Source organism: Streptomyces resistomycificus (assembly GCF_001514265.1).
Classification (GTDB): domain Bacteria; phylum Actinomycetota; class Actinomycetes; order Streptomycetales; family Streptomycetaceae; genus Streptomyces; species Streptomyces resistomycificus.
This window is the reverse complement of the sequence record NZ_KQ948990.1, coordinates 73809-100124: the sequence shown is the minus strand read 5'-3', so window position 1 is coordinate 100124 and position 26316 is coordinate 73809. Positions and strand designations below refer to the sequence as shown.

Annotated in this window: 17 protein-coding genes; 9 read left to right on the top strand and 8 right to left on the bottom strand. The window is 70.2% G+C overall.

Annotated elements, in window-relative coordinates:
- The first annotated feature begins 89 nt into the window (after positions 1-89).
- The gene (locus AQJ84_RS10380; RefSeq protein WP_030039211.1) at positions 90-1304 is read left to right on the top strand and encodes an MFS transporter; all 1215 of its coding nucleotides are present in this window, start codon (positions 90-92) and stop codon (positions 1302-1304) included.
- Between the two features lie 349 nt (positions 1305-1653).
- Here the strand turns inward: AQJ84_RS10380 and AQJ84_RS10375 are convergent, their stop codons facing one another.
- From AQJ84_RS10375 to AQJ84_RS10365, 3 genes are all read right to left on the bottom strand, one after another.
- Positions 1654-3594, bottom strand: a complete 1941-nt coding sequence (locus AQJ84_RS10375) for a S53 family peptidase (RefSeq protein ID WP_030039213.1) — start codon at positions 3592-3594, stop codon at positions 1654-1656.
- A 138-nt stretch (positions 3595-3732) separates the two neighbouring features.
- Positions 3733-4335, bottom strand: a complete 603-nt coding sequence (locus tag AQJ84_RS10370) for a DUF305 domain-containing protein (protein WP_030039215.1) — start codon at positions 4333-4335, stop codon at positions 3733-3735.
- Positions 4336-4346: 11 nt separating this feature from the next.
- Complete coding sequence (locus AQJ84_RS10365) at positions 4347-5006, bottom strand: DUF3105 domain-containing protein (RefSeq protein WP_030039216.1); 660 nt, start codon at positions 5004-5006, stop codon at positions 4347-4349.
- A gap of 324 nt (positions 5007-5330) precedes the next feature.
- On the opposite strand from AQJ84_RS10365, the gene AQJ84_RS10360 reads away from it, so the two are divergent.
- Positions 5331-6692: a glutamine synthetase family protein gene (locus AQJ84_RS10360; RefSeq protein ID WP_030039217.1), complete on the top strand. Its 1362-nt coding sequence runs from the start codon at positions 5331-5333 to the stop codon at positions 6690-6692.
- An 84-nt stretch (positions 6693-6776) separates the two neighbouring features.
- On the opposite strand, the gene AQJ84_RS10355 is transcribed toward AQJ84_RS10360, so the two are convergent.
- Both AQJ84_RS10355 and AQJ84_RS10350 read right to left on the bottom strand, forming a co-directional pair.
- On the bottom strand, positions 6777-7217 hold the full coding sequence (locus AQJ84_RS10355) for a VOC family protein (RefSeq protein WP_030039218.1): 441 nt from the start codon (positions 7215-7217) through the stop codon (positions 6777-6779).
- A gap of 44 nt (positions 7218-7261) precedes the next feature.
- Positions 7262-7798, bottom strand: a complete 537-nt coding sequence (locus AQJ84_RS10350) for a pyridoxamine 5'-phosphate oxidase family protein (protein ID WP_030039219.1) — start codon at positions 7796-7798, stop codon at positions 7262-7264.
- 183 nt (positions 7799-7981) lie between these two features.
- On the opposite strand from AQJ84_RS10350, the gene AQJ84_RS10345 reads away from it, so the two are divergent.
- Positions 7982-10978, top strand: a complete 2997-nt coding sequence (locus AQJ84_RS10345) for a bifunctional [glutamine synthetase] adenylyltransferase/[glutamine synthetase]-adenylyl-L-tyrosine phosphorylase (RefSeq protein WP_053190730.1) — start codon at positions 7982-7984, stop codon at positions 10976-10978.
- 177 nt (positions 10979-11155) lie between these two features.
- Here the strand turns inward: AQJ84_RS10345 and AQJ84_RS10340 are convergent, their stop codons facing one another.
- Both AQJ84_RS10340 and AQJ84_RS10335 read right to left on the bottom strand, forming a co-directional pair.
- Positions 11156-12019, bottom strand: coding sequence for a phosphatase PAP2 family protein (locus tag AQJ84_RS10340; RefSeq protein WP_030039223.1), 864 nt, complete (start codon positions 12017-12019; stop codon positions 11156-11158).
- A 177-nt stretch (positions 12020-12196) separates the two neighbouring features.
- A complete protein-coding gene (locus AQJ84_RS10335) occupies positions 12197-13231 on the bottom strand; it encodes a LacI family DNA-binding transcriptional regulator (protein WP_030039224.1) in 1035 nt (344 codons plus the stop codon).
- A gap of 436 nt (positions 13232-13667) precedes the next feature.
- Between AQJ84_RS10335 and AQJ84_RS10330 the strand changes: the two genes are divergently transcribed.
- The 5 genes from AQJ84_RS10330 to AQJ84_RS10310 all read left to right on the top strand — a co-directional run bounded on the left by AQJ84_RS10330 (position 13668) and on the right by AQJ84_RS10310 (position 20367).
- A complete protein-coding gene (locus AQJ84_RS10330; RefSeq protein ID WP_030039225.1) occupies positions 13668-14936 on the top strand; it encodes an extracellular solute-binding protein in 1269 nt (422 codons plus the stop codon).
- A gap of 109 nt (positions 14937-15045) precedes the next feature.
- On the top strand, positions 15046-16050 hold the full coding sequence (locus AQJ84_RS10325; protein ID WP_030039226.1) for a carbohydrate ABC transporter permease: 1005 nt from the start codon (positions 15046-15048) through the stop codon (positions 16048-16050).
- A gap of 13 nt (positions 16051-16063) precedes the next feature.
- Positions 16064-16975 (top strand): sugar ABC transporter permease, encoded by a 912-nt coding sequence (locus AQJ84_RS10320; RefSeq protein ID WP_030039227.1) that lies wholly within the window; start codon positions 16064-16066, stop codon positions 16973-16975.
- Positions 16976-17129: 154 nt separating this feature from the next.
- On the top strand, positions 17130-18794 hold the full coding sequence (locus AQJ84_RS10315) for a glycoside hydrolase family 13 protein (RefSeq protein WP_030039228.1): 1665 nt from the start codon (positions 17130-17132) through the stop codon (positions 18792-18794).
- Positions 18795-18981: 187 nt separating this feature from the next.
- Complete coding sequence (locus tag AQJ84_RS10310; protein ID WP_053190729.1) at positions 18982-20367, top strand: alpha-amylase; 1386 nt, start codon at positions 18982-18984, stop codon at positions 20365-20367.
- A gap of 36 nt (positions 20368-20403) precedes the next feature.
- Here the strand turns inward: AQJ84_RS10310 and AQJ84_RS10305 are convergent, their stop codons facing one another.
- The gene (locus tag AQJ84_RS10305) at positions 20404-20727 is read right to left on the bottom strand and encodes a hypothetical protein (protein ID WP_030039230.1); all 324 of its coding nucleotides are present in this window, start codon (positions 20725-20727) and stop codon (positions 20404-20406) included.
- A gap of 161 nt (positions 20728-20888) precedes the next feature.
- Here AQJ84_RS10305 and pulA point away from each other — a divergent pair, with 161 nt between their 5' ends.
- The gene (gene pulA, locus AQJ84_RS10300; RefSeq protein ID WP_053190726.1) at positions 20889-26300 is read left to right on the top strand and encodes a pullulanase-type alpha-1,6-glucosidase; all 5412 of its coding nucleotides are present in this window, start codon (positions 20889-20891) and stop codon (positions 26298-26300) included.
- Positions 26301-26316: the final 16 nt, after the last annotated feature.

Genomic DNA, 26316 nt, shown 5'->3' with positions numbered 1-26316 from the left:
TGGAATACCGGGCCCGGGGGCCTTTGTTCCGTAGTTGAACATAAGCTTCGTACGGAACACCGCTCCCCCCGAAAGGCACTGGTTTTTTCATGCCCCTGGCCCTGCTCGCCCTCGCCGTGGGCGCCTTCGGCATCGGTACGACCGAATTCGTGATGATGGGCCTGCTGCCCGACGTCGCGGGCGACCTGAACGTCTCCATCCCGGAGGCCGGTCACCTGGTCTCCGCGTACGCCCTGGGCGTGGTCATCGGCGCACCGCTGCTCGCCGCGGTCACCGCGCGCATGTCCCGCCGCAAGGTCCTGATCGGCCTGATGGTGCTGTTCGTGGCCGGCAACGCGCTCTCCGCGTTCGCCCCCGACTACCACTGGCTCCTGGCGGCCCGCTTCCTGAGCGGCCTCCCGCACGGCGCCTTCTTCGGCGTCGGAGCAGTCGTCGCCACGACGATGGTGGCGCCGGAACGCAAGGCCCGCTCCGTCTCCCTGATGTTCCTCGGCCTGACGGTCGCCAACGTCGCGGGCGTCCCCGTCGCCACGCTCATGGGGCAGCACTTCGGCTGGCGGGCGACCTTCCTCGGCGTCGCCTCGATCGGCCTCGCGGCCATCGCCGCCCTGGCGCTGCTGATCCCCCACGACGACGCCCACGCCCCACGGGCCGGTGTCCGCGGCGAGCTCGCCGCGCTGCGCTCCGGGCCGGTCTGGCTGGCGCTCGGTACGACCGTCGCGGGCTTCGGCGCGCTCTTCGCCGCGTACAGCTACATCACGCCGATGCTCACGGACGCGGCCGGTTTCGCCGACTCCAGCGTGACGCTGCTGCTGGCGCTGTTCGGTGTCGGCGCGACCGCGGGCAACCTGCTGGGCGGGCGCCTCGCCGACCACTCCCTGCGGGGCACGCTGTTCGGGGGCCTGGTCTCCCTGGTGGCCGTACTGGCCCTCTTCCCGGTGCTCATGAACGCCGGGTGGAGTGCCGGACTCGCGGTCGTGCTGCTCGGTATGGCGGCGTTCGTCACCGGGTCGCCGCTTCAGCTGATGGTGATGGAGAAGGCGTCGGCCGCGCCGTCGCTGGCGTCCTCCGCCAACCAGGCGGCGTTCAACCTGGCGAACGCCGGGGGCGCGTGGATCGGCGGGCTCGCCCTCGCCGCGGGCTTCGGCGTGACGTCGCCGGCGGTGGCGGGTGCGGTGCTGGCCGTGCTCGGCCTCGGAGTCGCCGGGGTGGCCGCGGGCGTGGACCGGCGTACGGTCGCCCCTCGCGGGCGGTTGGTCGCCACGCACCTGCCGGAGGCGTCGGAGGTCGTGCGGTCCTCGTAGGGGCGCCGCCCCTCGGCTCCCGTACCAGGGGGCTTTGCCCCCTGGACCCTCGGACGTGCCGCCCGGCCCGATAGCACAACCCTCCCCAAACCGTCCCCGTTCCGGTCGAACCCGGACGGCTCCCCTCCCCCCTGCACTACGACTGGGCGCGGAACACCGCACCAGGGGGGACCTGATCCATGAGTGACTGGCTCGTGCTCGCCGCCGCCTTCACGGCCGCCGCGGCGAGCAACCTCGCCTTCAAGCTCGCCCGCGGGCGACGGCTGAGGCGACGGGCCCGCGCAGGTGAGCGCCCGCCCCCCGACGGACCACGTCGGGAGGCGGGCGCTCGGTGCTGTCCTGCGGTTGCTCAGCGGCGGCGGTACGACTCCACGTAACCGCCCGCGGGCGTACCCACGCCGGTCACGTCGTCGTAGCCCTTCACGGCCTTGAGCGAGCTGTCCGCGCCCAGGGTGCGCACGGAGGTGAGCAGCCCCTCGGACGCGTCGAGGCTGTTGGCGTAGTCGACGCGGGCCACCGCCAGGCCGGAGCCCGTGGGGTTGTCCGTGACGTCGTGGTACGCCTTCGTGCCGTACCTCGCGTAGATCGACGGGTTGGCGAAGCCGATCGCCTTGCCGCCGCCCGCCTGCTGGGCGAGTGCCTGGACGGCGGCGATCACCGGCGAGGCCAGCGAGGTGCCGCCGATGCGGTACTCGCTGTACTGCTGCGAGCCGTCCGGGAAGGTCTGCGTCTGACCGACCAGGAAACCGGTGTTCGGGTCGGCGATCGCGGAGATGTCCGGGACCACGCGGTTGCCGGTGGCGCTGTTGGCCGTGGCCAGCGCGTTCGGGACGACACCCTTCTGGTAGAAGGGCTCGGCGACCGTCTTGCTGGTGCCGCCGCCCGCGCCCGAGGTGAACGCGCCCGGGAAGTCCGTCCAGCTCTTGCCGTCGGCCGACAGCGAGGCCTTCTCGGTGCCCCAGCCGGTCTCCCACAGGTACTTGTCGCCCTTGCCGACCGCCAGCGAGGTGCCGCCGACCGCCGTCACCCACGCCGAGTTGGCCGGGGTGTCGACCTGCTTCGTACCGGTGTTGGCGACCTCGTCGCCGTTGTCGCCGGAGGAGAAGTAGAAGCCGATGCCCTCGACCGCGCCGAACTGGAAGACCTGGTCGTAGGCGGCCGCGAGGTCCGGCGTCTGGGCCGTCTCGATGCTGCCCCAAGAGTTGGAGACGACGTCCGCCAGGTGCTGGTCGACGACCTTGCTGAGCGAGTCGAGCAGGTCGTCGTCGTAGCAGGAGGCGCCGCCGACGTACGTGATGTCCGCGGCGGGGGCCACCGCGTGCACGGCCTCGACGTCGAGGGTCTCCTCGCCGTACCAGCCGGACGCCCCGCACTCGTCGGCGTGGGTGTAGCCGTCGGGCAGGACCTGGCGCAGCCGCCCGGTGGGATAGGCCGCGTCGCCGTGCTTCTTCGCGTAGGTGGCCGCGTCGTAGGCGATGGTCGGGGAGGCGTAAGCGTCGGTGATGGCGACGCGGACCCCCTTGCCGGTGTACGAGCCCGCGCCGTAGGCGGCCCGCAACTGCTTGCCGGTGTAACCCTTGACGGCGTACGGGATCTTGCCGCCGTACGCGTCCGGCAGCGTGGTCGCCACCTTGGAGCCGTAGTACGAGGAGAACGGGCCGGCGTTCTTGAACACCGCGTCCGGCGGCGGCAGCGTGTCGCTGTGGGTCGCCTTGTGCGGGGCGTTGTCCAGGCCGGTGACGGTCAGGACGGCGCCGTTCAGAGCGTCCGGCACGGAGGCCGACTTCGTGGGCGCGCGGTAGGTCCTGGAGCCCTTGGCGTAGTTGTGCAGCTGCGTGCCGAAGGCCTTCTCGGCGGCGGACACGTCACCGGAGACGGAGACGTAGTGCCGCGTCACGCCCGTGACCTTCAGACCGGCCGACGTCAGCCAGGACCTGACCGCCGCCACCTGGGCCTCGGTCGCGCCGAAGCGGTCCTCGGCCTGCCGGGCCGTCAGGTACTTGCCGTAGGAGGCGGAGGACGGGTCGGACACGGCCTTCGCGTACGCGGCGAGGGCGGTCGCGTTCCGGCCGGCCAGATAGACCCGGGCGGACACCCCGGAGTTGTCGGACGTGGCGCCCTTGTCGGCCTTGGTCGTGGCCCACGCGGGTTTGGTCCCTGCCAGCGTGTCCCGGCCCGGGTTGTCCGCGGCGTGCGCCGCGGGTATGCCGAGCGCCAGCGCGCCCGCGAGCATCGGCAGTGTCGCCGCCATGCTCACCCCGGCGCGCACCTTGGCGCGGTTGGATCTCATGGAACCCCCTGTGCGGTTCGTCGCGAGTGGATCACTCGACGGTGGCCACTCTGGCGATGAACCGTTCATGCCAGGGGAATGCACGTCTCAAGAGGGTCCCAATTAACCTAATGACAAGGCCATTTGAGGGTTGACGCGCTAGGGGCGCGCCTTGCCGCCCCGCTCCTTCAGCATGTCCGCCATCAGCTGGATCTCCGACTCCTGACCCTGAACCATGCCCTGCGCCAGCTGCTTCTCCACGCCGACGTCGCACCGCTCCACGCAGGCCTCGGCCATGTGGATGCCGCCCTTGTGATGGTCCGTCATCAGCTGGAGGAAGAAGATCTCGGCCTGCTTGCCGTTCAGCGTGCCGAGCTTCTTCAGCTCGGTGTCGGTCGCCATGCCGGGCATCAGCGCCCCGTCCTTGCCGGCCGGCATCGCGCCCATGCCCATCCAGGTCATCGGCGAGTCGGCGGACACCTTCGGCAGACCCCACAGGTCCAGCCAGCCCAGCAGCATGCCGCGCTGGTTGGCCTGCGTCTGCGCGATGTCGTACGCGAGCCGCCGCACCTCCTCGTCGCCGGTGCGGTCGCGGACGATGTACGACATCTCGACGGCCTGCTGGTGGTGCACCGCCATGTCCCGCGCGAACCCGGCGTCCGCGGAGTCGGCGGCGGGAACCGTGCCCGAACCGCCGTCCTCGGCGACGGAGTAGGTGATGGCCCCCGCCGCGACCAGTACCCCGGCCACGGCGACGGCCACTCCGGCGAACCTCACTGGGACAGACCGCCCGTGCACGCCGCGCCCTTCTCGGGCGTCTGCTCGCCCTGCACGAACTTCTCGAGGAACTTGGCGACGTTCGGGTCGTCGGCACCGGTCACCGTGCGCTGGTGCCCCCACGCGGTGAGCATGATCGGATCGGCCTGCTTGTCGTCCGGGCTCATCAGCGTGTACGGCGTCGCCTTCACCTTCGCCGCCAGCGCCTCGACGTCCGCCTTCGCGGCCTTGTCGGTGTACGTCACCCAGACCGCGCCGTGCTCCAGGGAGTGCACCGCGTTCATGTTGTTGAGCGCCTTGGTGTAGACGTCACCGTTGCAGTTCATCCAGGCCCGGTCGTGGTCGCCGCCGACCGGAGGCTCCGTCGGGTACTTCACGGTCTTGGTGACGTGGGTCTGGCTCAGCTTGCCCTTCCAGGTCTTCACCCCGTCCGCGCCCGTGACGAAGCTCCCCGTCGTCTTCGCGTCGGCCGCGGTGCTGTCGTCGTCGGACTGCGACTGGACCAGGACCACACCGCCGACGACGAGACCGGCGACGACCACCACGCTCGCGGCGATGGTGAGCAGCCGGTTGCGGCGCTCACGCGAGGCCTCGGCCCGCCGCATCTCCTCTATCCGGGCCTTGCGGTCTCTGTTGCTGGTCTTCGCGGATCCCATGGGGTGTGTCCTTCTGGGGAAAAGGGGCTGCTCGGGTCCGCTGATCGTAGTGGGGGAGGAGGAAACTGTCGTGGACAGGGCACAGGAATGGCCGAAGATCGGGTACCCGCCAGGCTCCCGGCATTACGGATGTCGGTCCGAGCAGGCAAGATGGGCGGCAGAGCGTGCACCTGCCGTACCCGAGGCGTTCACCGCGAGGTCGGTCGGACGATCAAGGTGCGCAACACGCACGAAATGGTGTTGTGGTGGGATGCTCAGGTGCCCGACCGCCTCCTGCAGTACGGGAGACAGGCGGCCTGACCAGCAAGGATGGGGAAGCGGAAGATGGACAAGCAGCAGGAGTTCGTGCTCCGTACATTGGAGGAGCGCGACATCCGGTTCGTACGCCTGTGGTTCACGGACGTGCTGGGCTTCCTCAAGTCCGTCGCGGTGGCCCCGGCCGAGCTGGAGCAGGCCTTCGACGAGGGCATCGGATTCGACGGCTCCGCGATCGAGGGCTTCGCCCGGGTCTACGAGTCCGACATGATCGCCAAGCCGGACCCCTCGACCTTCCAGGTCCTGCCGTGGCGCGCGGAGGCCCCCGGCACCGCCCGGATGTTCTGCGACATCCTCATGCCGGACGGTTCCCCGTCCTTCGCGGACCCGCGCTACGTCCTCAAGCGCGCCCTGGCCCGCACCTCCGACCTGGGCTTCACGTTCTACACCCACCCGGAGATCGAGTTCTTCCTGCTGAAGGACAAGCCTCTCGACGGCTCCCGGCCGACCCCGGCCGACAACTCCGGGTACTTCGACCACACCCCGCAGAACATCGGCATGGACTTCCGCCGCCAGGCGATCACCATGCTGGAGTCGATGGGCATCTCGGTCGAGTTCTCCCACCACGAGGGCGCCCCCGGCCAGCAGGAGATCGACCTGCGCTACGCCGACGCGCTCTCCACGGCCGACAACATCATGACGTTCCGCCTGGTCATGAAGCAGGTCGCGCTGGAGCAGGGCGTCCAGGCGACCTTCATGCCCAAGCCGTTCTCCGAGCACCCCGGCAGCGGCATGCACACGCACCTCTCCCTCTTCGAGGGCGACCGCAACGCCTTCTACGAGTCGGGCGCGGAGTACCAGCTCTCCAAGGTCGGCCGCTCCTTCATCGCGGGCCTGCTCAAGCACGCCGCCGAGATCGCCGCGGTCACCAACCAGTGGGTCAACTCCTACAAGCGCATCTGGGGCGGCTCCGAGCGCACCGCAGGCGCCGGCGGCGAGGCCCCCTCGTACATCTGCTGGGGCCACAACAACCGCTCCGCCCTGGTCCGCGTGCCGATGTACAAGCCCGGCAAGACCGGCTCCGCCCGCATCGAGGTCCGCTCCATCGACTCCGGTGCCAACCCGTACCTCGCGTACGCCATGCTCCTGGCCGCCGGCCTCAAGGGCGTCGAGGAGGGCTACGAGCTCCCGCCGGGCGCCGAGGACGACGTCTGGGCCCTCTCCGACGCCGAACGCCGCGCGATGGGCATCGAGCCCCTCCCGCAGAACCTGGGCGAGGCGCTCACGCTGATGGAACGCAGCGACCTCGTCGCCGAGACCCTCGGCGAGCACGTGTTCGACTTCTTCCTGCGCAACAAGCGCCAGGAGTGGGAGGAGTACCGCAGCGAGGTCACGGCCTTCGAGCTGCGGAAGAACCTGCCGGTGCTGTAGGGATGCGCCGGGGGCGCGGCGTCGTGCGGACAGTGCGGCCCGGTGGGGGACCGGTCGCGCAGTTCCCCGCGCCCCTTGGCGTCGCTACTGCTGCGCCGTCTTCGCCAGTACCTGATGCAGTGGCTCCGTGACCCGGCGGCGGTACTCCTGGATCGCCCAGCCGTTGCCGTCCGGGTCCTGGAAGTACATGAAGGTGGCGCCGTCGTCCGGGGTGTACTGGACCGGCTCTGACACGTCGAGGCCGCGGTCGGTCAGTTCGGCGTGGGCGGCCTTGATGTCGGTCACGCAGAGCTGGAGGCCCTGGTAGGAGCCGGGGGCGGGGCGCGGGCCCTGGATCGTCTCCCAGACGGTGTCGCCGAGGGCGATCGAGCAGCCGGAGCCCGGTGGGGTCAGCTGGACGATCCGCATGCCCGGCATGACCTCCTGGTCGATGTCCACGTGGAAGCCGACCTTGTCCCGGTAGAAGTCCCGGGCTCGGTCGATGTCGGTCACGGGCAGCGGGATCACTTCGAGGGTGAACTCCATCGCTGGTCCTCCATGTCGCCTCTGACGGGAGTGTTCGGTGAGCCTCAGTCGAACCGCCAGCGCGTCTGGCTGAACGGCTCCCCCTTACCGAAGCCGAAAACCGTGCTCGGCGCCACCGCGTAGACGACGGCGTGTCCAGGACCGTGGTGGAAATACCCCTCCCGTACCTCGAAGCGCCAGAATTCGCCGTACTTCGTCTCCCACGCGGCGGCCAGTTCCCGCAGCCGCCCGTCGTCGGACACCCGGATCGCCTCGCCCTCCACGACCAGGTCGTAGCCCTTGTCCCAGATGTTGGTGCCGGTGGTCAGCGCCACGTGGGCGTTGTGCGCGAGGTTCTTCGCCTTGCGCTCCTCGGGGCCGGTGCAGAAGTGCAGCGCGCCGTGCGCCCACACCGCCGGCAGCGGGGTCACGTGCGGCCGCCCGTCCGGCCGTACCGTCGAGATCCAGAACAGCTCGGCCGCGGCGAGCAGCGCCTCGGCGTCGGGCCAGGGGATCGCGACGGCGTTCTCGTCGCTGTAGCGCGGGTCGAGCCGGGCCTCGGGTAGCTTCCCGGATTCCCTGTCGGTTTCCTTGCCGGTCATCAGCGGCCTCCAGACATGTCTCACCCAAGGCCTTCCCCCGCCGCACCCGTGCAGACCCCGCTCACGGCAATTCCACGTCCGGGGACACCGGCCCGCCGAAACCGGCCCCCTCGTCCCGGCGCTTCCCCCAGGGTCTCCGGTTAGGCTCAGGCGCATACGACCTTGATCCGCAGGGAGGCCGGGATGACGGCGCCGGGGCGCAGGAGCAGCACCTTCACACGGCTGCTGCGGCACGGCTTCACCGATCCCGCCGCCGCCGAGCGCCTCCTGGACAGCCCGGAGCTGGCCGCCGTCCGCGACGACCCGGTGCTGCTGGAAGCCCTGGGCGCCACCGCCGACCCGGACCTCGCGCTGCTCGGTCTGGTCCGGCTCCTGGAGGCCCAGCCCGCCCCCACCGCCCGGCGCGAACTGCTCGACACGGTGATAGCGGCCAAGCCGCTGCGCGACCGGCTGCTCGGGGTGCTCGGCGCCTCCGCCGCGCTCGGCGACCACCTCGCCCGGCACCCCAGCGACTGGCACGCCCTAGTGATGTACGAGCCGCGTGACCTGCACCCCGGGGTGGAGGAGTTCGAACGCGGCCTGGCCGACGCGACCGACCCGGTCTCCCTGCGTGTCGCCTACCGCCGCTGTCTGCTGTCCATCGCCGCCCGTGACGTGTGCGGCACCACCGACATCGCCGAGACCGCCGCCGAGCTCGCCGACCTCGCCACCGCGACCCTGCGCGCCGCCCTCGCCATCGCCCGGGCCGCCGCCCCCGAGGACGCGGCACTGTGCCGGCTCGCCGTCATCGCGATGGGCAAGTGCGGCGGCCACGAGCTGAACTACGTCTCCGACGTGGACGTCATCTTCGTCGGCGAGGCCGTCGAGGGCGCCGACGAGACCAAGGCCCTCAGGGCCGCCACCAGGCTCGCCTCGCACATGATGCGCGTCTGCTCCGAGACCACCGTCGAGGGTTCCATCTGGCCCGTCGACGCCAACCTCCGCCCCGAGGGCCGGAACGGCCCCCTGGTCCGCACCCTCTCCAGCCACCTCGCCTACTACCAGCGCTGGGCCAAGACCTGGGAGTTCCAGGCCCTGCTCAAGGCCCAGCCGGTGGCCGGCGACATCGAGCTCGGCGAGGCGTACGTCGCCGCCCTCGAACCCCTCGTCTGGAAGGCCGCCGAGCGCGACAACTTCGTTCCCGACGTGCAGAAGATGCGCCGCCGCGTCGTCGAGAACATCCCCGTCGCCGAGATCGAACGCGAGCTGAAGCTCGGCCCCGGCGGCCTCAGGGACGTCGAGTTCGCCGTCCAGCTGCTCCAGCTGGTGCACGGCCGCTCCGACGTGTCCCTGCGCAGCGGCACCACCCTGAACGCCCTGCAGGCCCTCGCCACCGGCGGCTATGTCGGCCGGTCCGACGCCGTCCAGCTCGACGACGCCTACCGCTTCCTGCGCTCCATGGAGCACCGCATCCAGCTCTACCGGCTGCGCCGCACCCACCTCGTCCCCGAGGACGAGGCCGACCAGCGCCGCCTCGGGCGCTCCCTGGGGCTGCGCACCGAACCGGTCAGCGCACTGAACCGCGAGTGGAAACGGCACGCCGGCGTCGTACGACGGCTGCACGAGAAGCTGTTCTACCGCCCTCTCCTGGACGCGGTCGCCCAGCTCGCCACGGGCGAGGTCCGGCTGAGCCCCGAGGCGGCCCGCGAACGACTGGTCGCCCTCGGCTACGCGGACCCGGCGGCGGCCCTGCGGCACCTGGAGGCGCTCGCCTCGGGCGTGACCCGCAAGGCCGCCATCCAGCGCACCCTGCTGCCCGTCCTGCTCGGCTGGTTCGCGGACTCCGCAGACCCGGACGCCGGCCTGCTCAACTTCCGCAAGGTGTCGGACGCGCTCGGCAAGACCCCCTGGTACCTGCGGCTGCTGCGCGACGAGGGCGCCGCCGCCGAGAACCTCGCCCGGGTGCTGTCCGCCGGCCGTCTCGCCCCCGACCTGCTGATGCGCGCACCGGAGGCCGTCGCGCTGCTCGGAGACGGCGACGGAGACGGCCTGGCACCCCGCGGCCGGGCCGCCCTGGAGCAGGAGATCCTCGCCGGCGTCCGCCGCGCGGACGGCGCCGCGCAGGCGGTCACGGCCGCGCGCGGGGTCCGCCGCCGCGAGCTGTTCCGTACGGCCGCCGCGGACATCGTCGCCTCCTACGGCACCGAGGCCCAGCCGGTCGAGGCCGACCAGGGCGCCCTCGTGGACCTGGTCGGCGGCGCGGTGTCCGACCTGACGGCGGCCACCCTCGCCGGCACCCTGCGCGCGGTGGTCCGGGACGGCTGGGGCGACACCCTGCCCACCCGGTTCGCGATCATCGGCATGGGCCGCTTCGGCGGTCACGAGTTGGGCTACGGCTCCGACGCCGACGTGCTCTTCGTCCACGAGCCGTGCGAGGGCGTCGACGAACGCGAGGCCGCCGACGCCGCGGGCAAGGTCGTCTCCGAGATGCGCCGCCTGCTCCAGATCTCCAGCGCCGACCCGCCGCTGCTCATCGACGCGGACCTGCGGCCGGAGGGCAAGTCCGGGCCGCTGGTGCGGACGCTGAAGTCGTACGAGGCCTATTACCGCCGCTGGTCCCTGGTCTGGGAGGCGCAGGCCCTGCTGCGGGCCGAACCCGTCGCCGGCGACGAGGAGCTGGGCCGGCGCTTCGTCGAGCTCATCGATCCGCTGCGGTACCCGGCGGCCGGCCTCGGCGAGGACGCCGTACGCGAGATCCGGCGCCTGAAGGCCCGGATGGAGTCCGAGCGGCTGCCGCGCGGCACCGACCCGAAACTGCACACCAAGCTCGGTCCCGGCGGTCTGTCCGACGTCGAGTGGACGGTGCAGCTGCTCCAGATGCGGCACGGCGCGCGCGTCGAGGGCCTGCGCACCACCCGCACCCGGGCCGCGCTCGCCGCCGCCCGCACGGCCGGCCTGCTGTCGGAGGGGGACACCGCGATCCTCGACGAGGCGTGGGTGCTGGCGACCCGGGTGCGCAACGCGGTGATGCTGGTGCGCGGCCGGGCCGGCGACACCTTCCCCTCGGGAGCCCGCGAACTGGGCGCGGTGGGCCGGTACCTCGGCTACGGTCCCGGACACGTCGGCGACATGCTGGACGACTACCGGCGGTCGGGCCGGCGCGCCCGGGCTGTGGTGGACGAGCTGTTCTACGGCGGCTGAGTCTCGCCCTGGGCCTGGGGTCCGGCCTGGGCCTGAGTCTCGCCCTGGGCCTGGGGTCCGGCCTGGGCCTGGGGTCCGGCCTCGGTCCGGGTCCTGCCCTGAGTCCGGCCTCGGTCCGGGTCCTGTCCTGGGCCCGGGCCCCGCCCCTGAGCCCGAGCCCCGCCCCCGGGTCCCCCTCTAGGCCCGGGTGGGCTGCAGCGGCCTGTCCTTCGCCTTCACCGGGACCAGGCGCGGCAGCGCGTACGGCAGCGCCCCGTACCAGACCCGGGCCACCGCGAAACCGAACGTGAGGCAGAGGACGCCGCCCACCGCGTCGAGCCAGAAGTGGTTGGCGGTGGCGACGATCACCACCAGCGTGACCGTCGGGTAGAGCAGCCCCAGCACCCGCACCCACGGCACCGAGGCCAGCGCGAAGATCGTCAGGCCGCACCACAGGGACCAGCCGATGTGCATGGACGGCATCGCGGCGTACTGGTTCGACATGGTCTTCAGGTCGCCGGAGGCCATCGAGCCCCAGGTCTGGTGGACCATGACGGTGTCGACGAAGTCGCCGCCGTTCATCAGCCGCGGCGGGGCGAGCGGATACAGGTAGTAGCCCACCAGGGCGACACCGGTGGTCGCGAAGAGCACCAGGCGGGCCGCGGCGTAACGGCCGGGATGGCTGCGGTAGAGCCACACCAGCACACCCAGCGTAACCACGAAGTGCAGGGTCGCGTAGTAGTAGTTCATCCCTACGATGAGCCAAGTCACCGAGTTGACGGCGTGGTTGACGGACTCCTCGACCGCGACGCCCAGGTGGTGCTCGGCCTTCCAGATCCAGTCGGCGTTGCGCAGCGCCTCGGCCCTCTGCTCCGGGACCGCGTTGCGGATCAGTGAGTACGTCCAGTAACTCATCGCGACCAGCAGGACCTCGAACCAGAGGCGGGGCCGGCGCGGGGCGCGCAGCCGGCGCAGGAGACCCGGCCCGCTGTCGTCGGCCGTGACCGCCTGTGGAACGGCCTCGTCGGGCCCTTCCTGCGTCGTCACGGTCGTCTCAGTCATAGGCACAGAGTCTGCCAGAAAAGCCTTCTTTCGCCGATCATCCCCCGGTCGGGGCCGAGTCGCACTTTCTACGCCCAAAAGACCCCTGGGAGCTCCTACCGGCGCACTGCGAGAAGGTCGTTCTCTCCGCCTCGGGAACGAGAGGGGAAGGCCGCGGACCTCAGGGGCGTACGGACCTCAGGGGCGTACGCGCTCCCCGGGAGCCGACGCGGTCGAGCCGCGCACCACCAGTTCCGGCATGAACACGAACTCGCTGTGGGGCGCGGGTGTCCCGCCGATCTCCTCGAGCAGCGTGCGGACCGCCGCCTGCCCCATGGCCGGGACCGGCTTGCGGACCGTCGTCAGCGGCGGGTCGGTGAAGGCGATCAGGGGGGAGTCGTCGAAGCCCACGACCGAGATGTCCTTCGGGACGTCCAGGCCGCGCTGCCGTGCCGCCCGTATCGCGCCCAGCGCCATCATGTCGCTGGCGCACACCACCGCCGTGCAGTCCCGGTCCATGAGCGCGGTGGCCGCCGCCTGGCCGCCCTCCAGGGTGTACAGGGAGTGCTGGACGAGCTCCGACTCGACGGTGTCCGCGCCCAGGCCCAGCTGGTCCTGCATGGAACGGACGAAGCCCTCGATCTTGCGCTGCACCGGCACGAACCGCTTGGGGCCGAGCGCCAGCCCGATCCTCGTGTGCCCCAGCGACACCAGGTGCGTGACCGCCAGGGTCATGGCCGCCCGGTCGTCGGGGGAGATGAAGGGCGCCTGCACCTTCGGCGAGAAGCCGTCCACCAGCACGAAGGGCACGCCCTGGGCGCGCAGCTGCTCGTAGCGCTGCATGTCGGCGGAGGTGTCGGCGTGCAGTCCGGAGACGAAGATGATGCCGGCCACGCCCCGGTCGACGAGCATCTCCGTCAGCTCGTCCTCCGTGGAACCGCCCGGGGTCTGGGTGGCGAGGACCGGCGTGTAGCCCTGCCGGGTCAGGGCCTGCCCGATGACCTGGGCCAGTGCCGGGAATATCGGGTTCTCCAGCTCCGGGGTTATCAGGCCCACCAGGCCCTCGCTGCGCTGCCGCAGACGCACCGGCCGTTCGTAGCCCAGCACGTCGAGGGCGGCCAGTACGGACTGGCGGGTGGTGGCGGCGACGCCCGGCTTGCCGTTGAGGACGCGGCTGACGGTCGCTTCGCTCACCCCCGCCTGAGCAGCGATGTCGGCAAGCCGTGTGGTCACAGGGGTGGACTGTACCGGTCGGCCCTCGCCCTGCACACCGATCCGACCCCGGGGGCGTCCGGTTGAACGGCGCGCGGGGGGTTGCTGCCTCATCGCGGTCCCTCGTGTTCTTCGTCGGCGTCCGGTTCCGCAAGGGATGGTCCCGCGCGGTGGAAACGTATGGCAAGAGCTTGCAGAGTCTTGCACAGCCGTGCCGGTACCCGCTGGACAGCGGGAAATCCAGGTCCCACGGGTCTCATCGCGGTCGAGGCGAGGTCACGGCGGGGTAACTCTCGGCACGCCTTGCACTTTTTTGCTGCAAGCTCTTTCGCAACGCTTACATCGCTGTTACGTTCACGTCGCCCGGCGGCCGCAACGGCGCAGTCGGCAAGTCGACAGGAACGGCAGACGGGGCCGTGACCTGCTTCACACGGGCTTTCACCCTCAAGGAGAACTCATGCGGCGTGGCATAGCGGCCACCGCGCTGGTGGCGTCTTTCGCCCTCGCGGCGACGGCCTGCGGCGGAAGTGACGGCGGCGACTCGGCCGACGGTCCGGTCACCATCACCTGGTGGGACACCTCCAACGCCACCAACGAGGCGCCGACGTACCAGGCCTTGATCAAGGAGTTCGAGGCCGCCAACAAGGACGTCAAGGTCAAGTACGTCAACGTGCCCTTCGACCAGGCGCAGAACAAGTTCGACACCGCCGCAGGCTCCAAGGGCGCCCCCGACATCCTGCGCTCCGAGGTCGGCTGGACCCCCGCCTTCGCCAAGAAGGGCTTCTTCCTGCCGCTGGACGGCACCGAGGCCCTCGCCGACGAGGCCAAGTTCCAGCCCAACCTGATCGAGCAGGCCAAGTACGACGGCAAGACCTACGGCGTGCCGCTGGTCACCGACACCCTGGCGCTGGTCTACAACAAGGAGCTCTTCGAGAAGGCCGGTGTCGAGGCCCCCAAGACCTGGGACGAGCTGAAGAAGGCCGCCGCCACGATCAAGGACAAGACCGGCGTCGACGGCTACTGGGGTTCCACCCAGGCCTACTACGCGCAGACCTTCCTCTACGGCGAGGGCACCGACACCGTCGACGCCGCCGCCAAGAAGGTCACCGTCAACTCGGCGCCCGCCAAGAAGGGCTACGAGACCTGGCAGAGTCTGTTCGACGGCAAGGGCCTGCACAAGGCCGACACCACCGCCGACGCCTACGCCCACATCCAGGAGGCGTTCGTCAGCGGCAAGGTCGCCTCGATCATCCAGGGCCCGTGGGAGATCACCAACTTCTTCAAGGGCTCGGCCTTCAAGGACAAGGACAACCTCGGCATCGCCACCGTCCCGGCCGGCTCCACCGGCAAGGCGGGCGCCCCGACCGGCGGCCACAACCTCTCGGTCTACGCCGGCTCGGACTCCGCCCACCAGAAGGCGGCCCTGAAGTTCGTCAACTTCATGACCTCCGCGAAGTCGCAGTCGGCCATCGCGCTGAAGAACTCCACGCTGCCGACCCGCGACGACGCCTACACCGCCGAGGTCAAGGCCGACCCGGGCATCGCCGGCTTCCAGACCGTCCTGCCCGCCGCCCAGCCCCGCCCGGCGCTGCCCGAGTACAGCTCCCTGTGGGGCCCGCTGGACAGCGAGCTGCCGCAGATCGCCGGAGGCAAGGTGTCCCTCGACAAGGGTCTGGGCAACGCCGAGACCGCGATCGCCAAGCTGGTCCCGGACTTCTCCAAGTGACCCCGAGTGGCCGCCGGATCCCCCACGCAACCGGGGGAGGGATCCGGCGGCCACCGGCCTGTGCACGGCCCGCCCCTGATCCCCGTTTCACGACGAAGGTTGTCGAACCATGACAGTCGCCATCGACCGCGCGACCGGCAAGCGCCGCGGTGACCGCGCGCCGAAGCCCGGGCTGGGCCGGCGCCTGAGGCACGGATACCAGAAGCACTGGTACGCCTACGCGATGATCGCCCCGGTGGTGATCGTCCTCGGGGTCCTCGTGCTCTACCCCCTGGCGTACGGCTTCTACCTGACGCTCACCGACGCCAACAGCCTCAACTCCGCCCGCACCATCGGCGTCAACGAGATCGAGGCCACCTACAAGTTCATCGGCTTCGACAACTACGCCGACATCCTGTGGGGCGACACGGCCTACGACCGTTTCTGGTCGCACTTCATCTGGACGATCGTCTGGACCGCGCTCTGCGTGACCCTGCACTACACGATCGGCCTCGGCCTCGCCCTGCTGCTCAACCAGAAGCTGCGCGGTCGCACCCTCTACCGGCTGATCCTCATCCTGCCCTGGGCCGTGCCGACCTTCGTCACCGTCTTCGGCTGGCGGTTCATGCTCGCCGACGGCGGCATCATCAACTCCTTCCTGGAGACGCTCCACCTGCCGACCCCGCTGTGGCTGGAGGACACCTTCTGGCAGCGGTTCAGCGCGATCATGGTCAACACCTGGTGCGGTGTGCCCTTCATGATGCTGTCGCTGCTCGGCGGCCTGCAGTCCGTCGACGCCTCGCTCTACGAGGCCGCCGAGATGGACGGCGCGAGCGCCTGGCAGCGCTTCAGGCACGTGACCCTGCCCGGCCTGAGGTCCGTCAGCTCCACCGTCGTGCTCCTCGGCGTCATCTGGACCTTCAACCAGTTCGCCATCATCTTCCTGCTGTTCGGCAACACCGCCCCGGACGCCCAGATCCTCGTCACCTGGGCCTACTACCTCGGCTTCGGACAGCAGCCGCGTGACTTCGCGCAGTCGGCCGCCTACGGCATCCTGCTGCTGGCCATCCTGATCGTCTTCACCTCCTTCTACCGTCGCTGGCTGAACCGCAATGACCAACAGCTCGCGATCTGAGGAAGGAGTCACCATGAGCACGACCACCGTCGAGACCACGGCCCCGGTGACCAAGGAGGACTCCATGGCGCCCTCTCCGGGCAAGGTGACCAAGCGCGGCGAGAGCACCCCCGCCGCCCGGCTCGTCTCCCACGCCATCCTGATCGTCGCGAGCCTGATCGCGCTCTTCCCGGTCGCCTGGCTGGTCTTCCTGTCCCTCGGCCCGGACAAGGACGACTACCTGCACCCCGGAGGCATCTGGTCCAAGATGACCTTCGACAACTACGTGTTCGTGCTCCAGGAGACGAAGTTCTTCGACTGGCTGCAGACCACGATGATCGTCACGCTGGGCACCACCCTCATCGGCGTGGTCATCTCCGCCACCACCGGCTACGCCGTCTCACGCATGCGCTTCCCCGGCTACCGGAGGTTCATGTGGGTCCTGCTGGTCACACAGATGTTCCCGGTGGCCGTCCTCATGGTGCCGATGTACCAGATCCTCTCGGAACTGCAGCTCATCGACAGCTACCTTGGTCTCATCCTGGTTTACTGCACGACCACCGTTCCGTACTGCGCATGGCTGATGAAGGGCTACTTCGACACCATCCCGTTCGAGATAGACGAGGCGGGACGGGTCGACGGGCTGACCCCCTTCGGCACGTTCGCGCGACTGATCCTGCCGCTCGCCAAGCCGGGCCTGGCGGTCGCCGCCTTCTACAGCTTCCTCACGGCCTTCGGCGAGGTCGCGTTCGCCGCGACGTTCATGCTGTCCGACACGAAGTACACCTTCGCCGTCGGTCTGCAGACCTTCGTCAGCGAGCACGACGCGCAGCGCAACCTGATGGCCGCCACCGCGGTGCTGATCGCCATACCCGTCTCCGCGTTCTTCTACTTCGTGCAGAAGAACCTGGTGACCGGCCTCACCGCGGGCGGCACGAAGGGCTGAGCGCCCTTCGCGCACAGACTCCCGCGCGCCTGGTCGCGCGGGTGGCGGCCGCGGTGGCCATCCGACCCCGCTGTCACCGCGGCCGCCAAGTCACCCGCCGCCGTACCGAACCCAAGCCTCCATGACCGAAACCCAGTTACGTATCAAGGACGCCATGAGCCAGCACTCCGCCGACCCGGCCGAAACCTCCGCCGTCGTCACCGTCGCCAAGCGCCGCGACTGGTGGCGGGACGCGGTGATCTACCAGGTCTACCCGCGCAGCTTCGCCGACAGCAACGGCGACGGCATGGGCGACCTGGAGGGCATCCGCTCCCGACTGCCGTACCTGCGCGACCTCGGCGTGGACGCCGTGTGGCTCAGCCCCTTCTACGCCTCCCCGCAGGCCGACGCCGGCTACGACGTCGCCGACTACCGGGCCGTCGACCCCATGTTCGGCAACCTCCTGGACGCCGACGCGCTGATCCGCGACGCCCGCGCGCTGGACCTCAGGATCATCGTCGACCTGGTCCCCAACCACTCCTCCGACCAGCACGAGTGGTTCAAGCGCGCGGTGGCGGAGGGCCCCGGCTCGCCGCTGCGGGAGCGCTACCACTTCCGCCCGGGCAAGGGCGCCGACGGCGAACTCCCGCCCAACGACTGGGAGTCGATCTTCGGCGGGCCCGCGTGGACGCGCCTTCCCGACGGCGAGTGGTACCTGCACCTATTCGCCCCCGAGCAGCCCGACTTCAACTGGGAGCACCCCGCCGTCGGCGACGAGTTCCGTTCCATCCTCCGCTTCTGGCTCGACATGGGCGTCGACGGCTTCCGCATCGACGTGGCCCACGGCCTGGTGAAGGCGGAGGGCCTGCCCGACCTTGGATCCCACGAGCAGCTCAAGCTGCTGGGCAACGATGTCATGCCGTTCTTCGACCAGGACGGTGTGCACGAGGTCTACCGCCAGTGGCGCCTGGTCCTCGACGAGTACGCGGGCGAGCGCATCTTCGTCGCGGAGGCATGGACGCCGACCGTCGAGCGCACCGCGAACTACGTCCGCCCGGACGAGCTCCACCAGGCCTTCAACTTCCAGTACCTGGGCACCGACTGGGACGCGGAGGAACTGCGACAGGTCATCGACCGCACCCTGGAGGCCATGCGCCCGGTCGGCGCCCCCGCCACCTGGGTGCTGTCCAACCACGACGTCACCCGGCACGCCACCCGCTTCGCCAACCCGCCCGGCCTCGGTACCCAGATCCGCACGGCCGGCGACCGCGAGCTCGGCCTGCGCCGGGCCCGTGCCGCCACCCTGCTCATGCTGGCGCTGCCCGGATCGGCGTACGTCTACCAGGGCGAGGAACTCGGCCTCCCGGACGTCGTCGACCTGCCCGACGAGGTCCGCCAGGACCCCGCCTACTTCCGGGGCGCCGGCCAGGACGGCTTCCGTGACGGCTGCCGGGTGCCGATCCCGTGGACGCGTGGGGGATCGTCGTACGGCTTCGGTGCCGGCGGCAGCTGGCTGCCGCAGCCGGCGGGCTGGGGCGAGCTGAGCGTCGAGGCGCAGAGCGGCGTGCCCGGTTCCACCCTGGAGCTCTACCGTGCCGCCTTCGCCGCCCGCCGCGAACAGCCCGACCTGGGCGCGGGGGAGTCGGTGGAGTGGCTGAAGGCTCCTGAGGGCGTCCTCGCCTTCCGCCGCGGCGAGTTCGTCTGCGTCGCCAACACGAGCGGCGAGTCGGTGACCACCCCGGCGTACGGCCGGCTCCTCCTCGCCAGCGGCGAGATCGCCGAGACGGACGGCGAGGCGAAGCTGCCGGCCGACACGACGGTCTGGTGGACGACGGCCTGACGGCTACTCGAATCCGGAGGGCCCGCCACGGCGGGCCCTCTGTCGTTGAAACTTCTTGCTAAAGCTTTCAACTCTCTTGCTGTAAAGCTTTCGATGGCGGTACCTTCCCGATCGGCGCCCGGCAACGAAGCCGCGCCGCGGCGCAGGGGGGATCCGACTGAGCCGCAATCGCAAGGAGTTCACGCCTGTGATATCGAGATGGTCCGCCACCGCCGCCACCGTGACCGCGCTCGCCGCAGCGGCCGCCGTCACGGTCCCCGCCGGCTCCGCCCACGCCTCCCCGCCCGGCACCAAGGACGTCACCGCCGTCCTCTTCGAGTGGAACTTCGCCTCGGTGGCCAGGGAGTGCACCAACGCCCTCGGCCCGGCCGGGTACGGCTACGTCCAGGTCTCGCCGCCCGCCGAGCACATCCAGGGCTCGCAGTGGTGGACGTCCTACCAGCCGGTGAGCTACAGGATCGCCGGGCGCCTCGGCGACCGTGCGGCCTTCCAGAACATGGTCGACACCTGCCACGCGGCCGGTGTGAAGGTCGTCGTCGACACGGTCGTCAACCACATGGCTGCGGGCAACGGCACCGGGACCGGCGGCTCGTCGTACACGAAGTACTCCTACCCGGGCCTGTACTCGTCGTACGACTTCGACGACTGCACGAGCCTGATCAACAACTACCAGGACCGCTGGAACGTCCAGCACTGCGAACTGGTGGGCCTCGCCGACCTCGACACCGGCGAGTCCTACGTCCGCGGTGCCGTGGCCGGCTACCTGAACGACCTGCTCTCGCTCGGCGTCGACGGCTTCCGCATCGACGCCGCCAAGCACGTGGACGCCGCCGACCTCGCCAACATCAAGTCCCGGCTCACGAATCCGAACGCGTACTGGAAGCAGGAGGTCATCCACGGCAGCGGAGAGGCCGTCCAGCCCACCGAGTACACGGGCAACGGGGACGTCCAGGAGTTCCGCTACGCCTACGACCTCAAGCGGGTCTTCAACAACGAGAACCTCGCCTACCTGAAGAACTACGGCGAGGGCTGGGGCTACCTGAACAGCTCGGTCGCCGGTGTCTTCGTCGACAACCACGACACCGAGCGCAACGGCAGCACCCTCAGCTACAAGGACGGCGCCAACTACACGCTCGCCAACGTCTTCATGCTCGCCCACCCGTACGGCGCCCCGGACGTCAACTCCGGCTACGAGTGGTCCGACACGGACGCCGGACCGCCCGACGGCGGCTCGGTGACCGCCTGCTGGCAGAACGGCTGGAAGTGCCAGCACGCCTGGCCGGAGATCCAGCGCATGGTCGCCTTCCGCAACGCCGTCCGCGGCGAGTCCCTCACCGACTGGTGGGACAACGGCGGCGACGCGATCGCCTTCGGCCGCGGCGCCAAGGGCTACGTCGCCGTCAACCACGAGCCGAGCGCCCTGAGCCGCACCTACCAGACCTCGCTGCCCGCGGGGACCTACTGCAACGTGCAGAACAACACCACCGTGACGGTCAACGGCTCGGGCCGGTTCACCGCCACACTCGGCGCCAACACCGCCCTGGCGATCCATGCGGGCAAGTCGGGCTGCTGAGCCGCCGCTTGCCGAGGTGACCCGCGGCCACCCCGCTCACGGCCGTACGCGCCGGCGCAGGGGTGGCCGCTCCAGGATCTCGATGTACATGATCCGGCCCTTCACGACGTCGAGGACCAGCATGCCCTGCGCGGGCATGAGCGGCACGCACCGATGGCCCGGGCCGAACGGCTGTCCCTGAGGATGGTCCGCCGTCCGGATGCTCTGGCAGAAGTCGTCGCCACAGCCGCAGTCGCCGACCAGCCGGACATCCCGCACGGTGATGGCCAGCTCACGCTCCCCTTCCTCCTCCAGGAGGGCGGCCAGTTCGTCGACGAGATCCGGGAAGACCTCGCGGACGAGGGGAGGTTCCTGCTGCATGCGGGGGAGGGTAGCCGGGGAACGGTGACGCCCGCACCCGGCCCACTCTTCCTGAAAACTCTTTCCAGAGGTTTCAGGACTCTTGCTGTAAGCCTTTCCTCGGCGATACGGTCGCGCGGGGTCGGACCCAAGAGAGCCGTACGCGCAAGGAGTCCACTGCTGTGATACCGAGATGGCCGGTGCCGTCGAGGCGCCGTACCCACCGTGCCGGACGGGTCGCCGCGGTCACCGTGACCGCACTGACCGCAGCGCTCGTCCAGCCCCTCGCGGCCGGGGCAGACACCCCGCCCGCGCCCCCGTCCGACGCGAAGCTCGCGAAGGCCGAAGCCCGTCACGACCTCACCCGCGAGCAGTTCTACTTCGTGCTGCCGGACCGCTTCGCCAACGGCGACACGTCCAACGACCGGGGCGGCCTGACCGGTTCGCGCCTCGCCACCGGCTACGACCCCACCGACAAGGGCTTCTACCAGGGCGGCGACCTCAAGGGCCTGACCAGGAAGCTCGACTACATCAAGGGCCTGGGCACCACCGCCATCTGGATGGCCCCGATCTTCAAGAACCAGCCCGTGCAGGGCAGCGGCGCCGACGCCTCCGCCGGCTACCACGGCTACTGGATCACCGACTTCACGCAGGTCGACCCGCACTTCGGCACCAACAAGGACCTGGAGACCCTCATCTCCAAGGCACACGCCAAGGGCATGAAGGTCTTCTTCGACGTCATCACCAACCACACGGCCGACGTCGTCGACTACGAGGAGAAGTCCTACGGCTACCTCTCCAAGGGCGCCTTCCCGTACCTGACCGAGGACGGCGAGCCCTTCGACGACACCGACTACGCGGACGGCACCAAGCGCTTCCCCTCGGTGGACGGCGACTCCTTCCCGCGCACACCGACCGTGCCCGCGGCGAAGAAGAACACCAAGGTCCCGTCGTGGCTCAACGACCCCACGATGTACCACAACCGCGGCGACTCCACGTTCGCCGGCGAGAGCTCCGCCCACGGCGACTTCTCCGGCCTCGACGACCTGTGGACGGAGCGTCCCGAGGTGGTGAAGGGCATGGAGCGGATCTACGAGAGGTGGGTCCGCGACTTCGACATCGACGGCTTCCGGATCGACACCGTGAAGCACGTCAACACCGAGTTCTGGACCCGGTGGGCGACGGCACTGGACGCCTACGCCGCCGAGCGGGGCCGCGACGACTTCTTCATGTTCGGCGAGGTCTACTCCGCCGACACGTCGGTCACCTCGCCCTACGTCACCCAGGGCCGCCTGGACTCCACGCTCGACTTCCCCTTCCAGGACGCCGCCCGTGCCTACGCCTCGCAGGGCGGCAGCGCGCGGAGGCTGGCGTCCGTCTTCGCCGACGACTACAAGTACACGACCGACAAGGCCAACGCGTACGAGCAGGTCACCTTCCTCGGCAACCACGACATGGGCCGCGTCGGGTACTTCCTCGGCCAGGACAACCCGAAGGCCACCGACGCCGAGCTGCTGGCCAAGGACGAACTCGCCAACGAGCTGATGTTCCTCAGCCGGGGCAACCCCGTCGTCTACTACGGCGACGAGCAGGGCTTCACCGGCGCCGGCGGCGACAAGGACGCCCGCCAGACGATGTTCGCGTCGAAGACCGCCGACTACCTCGACGACGACGAGATCGGCACCGACCGTACGCACGCCGACGACGCGTACGACACGAGCGCCCCGCTGTACCAGCAGATCGCCGCCCTGGCCAAGCTCCGCAAGGCCAACCCCGCCCTGGCCGACGGCGTCCAGACCGAGCGCTACGCGGCCGACGGCGCCGGCGTCTACGCCTTCTCCCGCACCGACGCCAGGACGGGCACCGAGTACGTCGTCGCCTTCAACAACGCGGACGAGGCGAAGACGGCGGCCTTCGCGTCCGGCTCGGCGAACATGACGTACCGCGGGATCCACGGCACCGACGGCACGGCGAAGTCCGGCGCGGACAGGAAGCTCACCGTCACCGTCCCGGCCGGCTCGGCGATCGTCCTCAAGGCGGCCGGGAAGCTCGCCAGGCCCGCGACCGCGCCGACCCTCACCCTCAAGGCTCCCGACGCCGGAGCCACCGGCACCGTCGAGCTGACGGCCGACGTCGACGGCGGGCAGCTCAACCGCGTCGTCTTCGCCGCCCAGGTCGGCAACGGCACGTGGCGGACGCTCGGCTCCGCCGACCACGCTCCCTACAAGGTCACGCAGGTCGTCGGGAAGGACGTGCCGGCCGGAACAGCCCTGCGCTACAAGGCCGTCGTGATCGACTCGGCCGGCCGCACCGCGAGCGCCACGGCTGCCTCCACCACCGGCACCCCGCCCGTCGAGGAGACCCCCTCCGCGTCCTCCCGCGACTACGCGGTCGTCCACTACCAGCGCCCCGACGGCGACTACGACGACTGGGGCCTGTACGCCTGGGGCGACCTCGCCGACGGCGAGTCGACCACCTGGCCGGACAGCCACCCCTTCGTCGGGCGGGACGCGTACGGCGCCTTCGCCTACGTCAAGCTGAAGGAAGGCGCCTCGAACGTCGGCTTCCTGGTCATCGACAAGGACGGCAACAAGGACGTCTCCGCCGACCGCTCGATCGACGTGACGAAGACCGGCGAGGTCTGGATCGAGCAGGGCAGCGCGGACGTCCGCACCGAGAGGCCGGAGTACCCCGCCCAGGACAAGAGCAAGGCGCTGCTGCACTACCACCGTGCCGACGGGAACCACGACGGCTGGGGTCTGCACGTCTGGACGGGCGCCGCCACCCCGACCGACTGGTCGAACCCCCTGAAGCCGGTGCGGACCGACGCCTACGGCGCCGTCTTCGAGGTGCCGCTCAACGCGGGTGCCACCAGCCTCAGTTACATCATCCACAAGGGCGACGAGAAGGACCTGCCGACCGACCAGTCACTCGACCTCACGGCGAACGGCCACGAGGTGTGGCTGCTGGGCGGCCAGGAGAAGTACCTGCTTCCGCAGCCGGCGGGTTCCGCCGCCGCGCTCGACCTCACCACCTCCAAGGCCGTCTGGATCGACCGGGACACGGTCGCCTGGAACGGCTCCGAGACGGCCGCCTCCTCCCAGCTGCTGTACAGCCGAACCGGCTCGATCGCCGTCCGGGACGGAGCGCCGGCCGGTGACGACGAGAGATGGCTCCGTCTGTCCAGGACCGCTCTCACCGACGCCCAGAAGGCGAGATTCCCGCACCTGAAGGACTACGCCGCCTGGTCCGTCGACCCGCGTGACCGCGACCGGGTCCGCGAGGCCCTCAGCGGCCAGGTGGTCGCCTCGCAGCGGGCTGCGAACGGCGCCGTGCTCGCGGCGACCGGGGTCCAGATCGCCGGCGTCCTCGACGACCTGTACCCCGCGGCGACCGAGGCCGAGCTCGGGCCGACCTTCGACCACGGCCGCCCCACGCTGGCCGTCTGGGCGCCGACGGCCCAGAACGTGTCGCTCGAACTCGACGGCTCCACCGTCGCCATGCGGCGCAGCTCCCGCACCGGCGTCTGGTCCGTCACCGGCCCCAGGTCCTGGAAGGGCAAGCCCTACCGCTACGTCGTCCGGGTCTGGGCGCCCGACGTCCGGAAGGTCGTCACCAACAAGGTCACCGACCCCTACTCGCTCGCGCTGACCACCGACTCACGGCGCAGCCTCGTCGTCGACCTGGACGACAGGTCCCTCGCGCCCAGCGGCTGGACAGGCCTCGACAAACCCAAGGCCGTACCGCTGAAGGACGCGCAGATCCAGGAGCTGCACATCCGGGACTTCTCGGTGGCGGACGAGAGCGTGCCCGCGAAGCAGCGGGGCACCTACCTCGCCTTCACCGACCAGGACGGCGACGGCTCGAAGCACCTGCGTGAGCTGGCGAAGTCGGGCACCTCCCACGTCCACCTCCTGCCCGCCTTCGACATCGCCACCATCCCCGAGAGGAAGTCCGACCAGGCGACCGTCGACTGCGACCTCGCCGCCCTCCCGGCCGACTCCGACCAGCAGCAGGAGTGCGTCGCGAAGGCCGCCGCGAAGGACGCCTTCAACTGGGGCTACGACCCGTACCACTACACGGTCCCCGAGGGTTCGTACGCCACCGACCCCGACGGCACGGCCCGTACCGTCGAGTTCCGGCGGATGGTCAAGGCGCTCAACGACGACGGCCTCAGGGTCGTCATGGACGTCGTCTACAACCACACCGCGGCGAGCGGCCAGGCGGACACCAGCGTCCTCGACCGGATCGTGCCCGGCTACTACCAGCGCCTCCTCGCCGACGGCTCGGTCGCCAACAGCACCTGCTGTGCCAACACGGCCACCGAGAACGCCATGATGGGCAAGCTGGTCGTCGACTCGGTCGTCACCTGGGCCAGGGAGTACAAGGTCGACGGCTTCCGCTTCGACCTCATGGGCCACCACCCCAAGGCCAACGTCCTGGCGGTCAGGAAGGCCCTGGACGCGCTGACCCCCGAGAAGGACGGCGTCGACGGCAAGAAGATCATCCTGTACGGCGAGGGCTGGAACTTCGGAGAGGTCGTCGACGACGCCCGTTTCGTCCAGGCCACGCAGAAGAACATGGCGGGCACCGGGGTCGCCACCTTCTCCGACCGTGCCCGTGACGCCGTGCGCGGCGGCGGCCCCTTCGACGAGGACCCGGGCGTCCAGGGCTTCGCGTCCGGCCTCTACACCGATCCCAACCCCGCCGCCGAGAACGGCACTCCGGCCGAGCAGAAGGCCCGGCTGCTGCACTACCAGGACCTGGTCAAGGTGGGTCTGTCGGGCAACCTCGAGGACTTCACCTTCACCGACACCGACGGCAAGGAGGTCACCGGCGCGGAGGTCGACTACAACGGACAGCCCGCCGGCTACGCGGCCGCCCCCGGCGACGCCCTCGCCTACGCCGACGCGCACGACAACGAGACCCTGTTCGACGCGCTCGCCTTCAAGCTCCCCAAGGACACGCCGGCCGGCGACCGCGCCCGCATGCAGGTCCTCGCCATGGCGACGGCCACCCTCTCGCAGGGCCCGGCCCTCTCCCAGGCGGGCACCGACCTGCTGCGCTCCAAGTCCCTGGACCGCAACTCCTACGACAGCGGCGACTGGTTCAACGCCCTCCACTGGGACTGCCGGGACGGCAACGGCTTCGGACGCGGACTGCCGGTGGCCGCCGACAACGCCTCCAAGTGGCCGTACGCCAAGCCCCTGTTGAGCTCCGTCGGGGTGGGCTGCGCGCAGATCGAGGGTGCCTCGGCCGCCTACCAGGACCTCCTGAGGATCCGTACGACGGAGAAGGACTTCTCCCTCGACACGGCCGGCCAGGTGCAGTCGAAGCTCGCCTTCCCGCTGTCCGGGAAGGAGGAGACCCCCGGCGTGATCACCATGGAACTCGGTGACCTCGTCGTCGTCTTCAACGCGACGCCGAAGGCCCAGGAGCAGCGGGTCGGTTCGCTCGCGGGAACCGGCTACGCCCTGCACCCGATGCAACGGGTTGGAGCGGACCCTATCGTCAGGGCCGCCTCCTACGAGCGGGTATCGGGCACGTTCGCCGTTCCGGGGCGGACCGTGGCCGTATTCGCCCGAACGTCCTGACAGGGGCATTACCTTG